1 pseudogene is annotated in these 1,860 nt (G+C 71.2%); it reads right to left on the reverse strand.

The features are described 5' to 3' along the window. A pseudogene (locus tag ABT092_RS30880) lies at positions 1-1,854 on the reverse strand (type I polyketide synthase); the annotation flags it as partial. Positions 1,855-1,860: the final 6 nt, after the last annotated feature.

Consider the following 1,860-nt stretch of genomic DNA (forward strand, 5'->3'; position numbering starts at 1 on the left):
GAGGTCCAGCAGGGCTTGCGCTTGCGCCTTGAGCGCCTGAGGAGAACGGGCGCTGAGGAGGAGGGGAACCGGCGCGGTCGAAGAGGGCCGGGGCACGTCCTCGACCACCGGTTCCTCGGGAGCCTCCTCCAGGATCACGTGCGCGTTCGTCCCGCTGATGCCGAACGACGACACACCGGCCCGCCGAGGGCCCACGGCCTCCCAGGGCCTGGACTCCGTCAGCAGTTCGACCCGTCCGGCCGTCCAGTCCACCTTCGAGGAGGGCTCGTCCACGTGCAGGGTCCTGGGCAGGACCCCGTGGCGCATCGCCATCACCATCTTGATGATGCCCGCCACGCCGGCGGCGGCCTGGGTGTGGCCCAGGTTCGACTTGACGGAACCGAGCCAGAGCGGCTGCCCCGCGGCGCGGTCGCGGCCGTAGGTGGCCAGGACCGCCTGGGCCTCGATGGGGTCGCCGAGGACCGTACCGGTGCCGTGCGCCTCCACGGCGTCGATCTCGTCGGTCGACAGACGGGCGTCCGCCAACGCGGCTCGGATGACGCGCTGTTGGGATGGGCCGTTGGGGGCGGTGAGGCCGTTGCTGGCACCGTCCTGGTTCACCGCGGAGCCCCGCACCACCGCGAGCACCCGGTGCCCATTGCGCCGGGCGTCCGACAACCGCTCCACCACCAGTACACCCACCCCCTCGGACCAACCGGTGCCGTCCGCCGCCTCCGCGAAGGACTTGCACCGACCGTCCGCCGCGAGCCCCCGCTGCCTGCTGAACTCCAGGAAGGTGGCGGGCGTGGACATCACCGTCACGCCGCCGACCAGGGCCAGCGTGCACTCTCCGCTACGCAGTGCCTGCCCCGCGAGGTGCAGCGCGACCAGGGACGAGGAGCAGGCGGTGTCCACGGTGACCGCCGGGCCTTCGAGACCGTAGGTGTAGGCGATGCGACCGGAGACGATGCTGCCCGCGCTGTGGCTCGTCGGATAGTCGTGGTACATCAGCCCCGCGAAGACGCCGGTGGCGCTGCCCTTGAGGGTGGCCGGGTCGATGCCCGCGCGCTCGAACGCCTCCCAGGACACTTCCAGCAGCAGACGCTGCTGGGGGTCGGTGCTCAGCGCCTCGTTCGGGCTGATGCGGAAAAAGTCGGCGTCGAAGTCGGCGGCGTCGTGGAGGAACCCGCCCTTGTCGACGTAGGTGGTGTCCGGACGCTCACCCTTCGGGTCGTAGATCGCACGGGTGTCCCAGCCGCGGTCCTCGGGGAACGCGGAGACCGCGTCCCTGCCGTCGGAGACCAGGCCCCACAGGTCCTCCGGGGACGTGATGCCTCCGGGGTAGCGGCAGGACATGCCGACGATGACGATCGGGTCGTCGCTCACCGGCCCCTCGTTCCTCACCACCTCGGCGGTGGCGGTGTCGAGGGTGCCGAGCAGTTCGTCGAGGAGGAAGTCGGCGAGATCGCCGGCGGTCGGGTAGTCGAAGACGAGGGTGGCCGGCAGCCGCAGGCCCGTCGTCTCGTTCAGCCCGTTGCGGAGTTCGACCGCGGTGAGGGAGTCGAAGCCGAGGTCGCTGAAGGCCCGGTCGGGGGCGATGGACGCGGGGTTGGCGTGGCCCAGCACCTCGGCGATCCCGCCCCGTACCACGTTCAGCAGCGTCCGCTCGCGCTCGGCCGGGGTGAGGGCGGAGAGCTTTCGGTGCAGGGAGTCGGCAGTGGTTCCGTCACCGACTGCGGCGGTACGGCGCGCGGCGGGAACGAGGTGGTGGAAGAGCGGGGGCAGTTGTGTGCCCTGTGCGCGTAGTGCGTCGAGGTCCAACCGCACCGGCACCAACGCCGACCCCGCACGCACCCCCACATCAAACAACCGCAAACCCTC

The organism is Streptomyces sp. NPDC002490 (genome assembly GCF_040296045.1).
GTDB lineage: Bacteria > Actinomycetota > Actinomycetes > Streptomycetales > Streptomycetaceae > Streptomyces.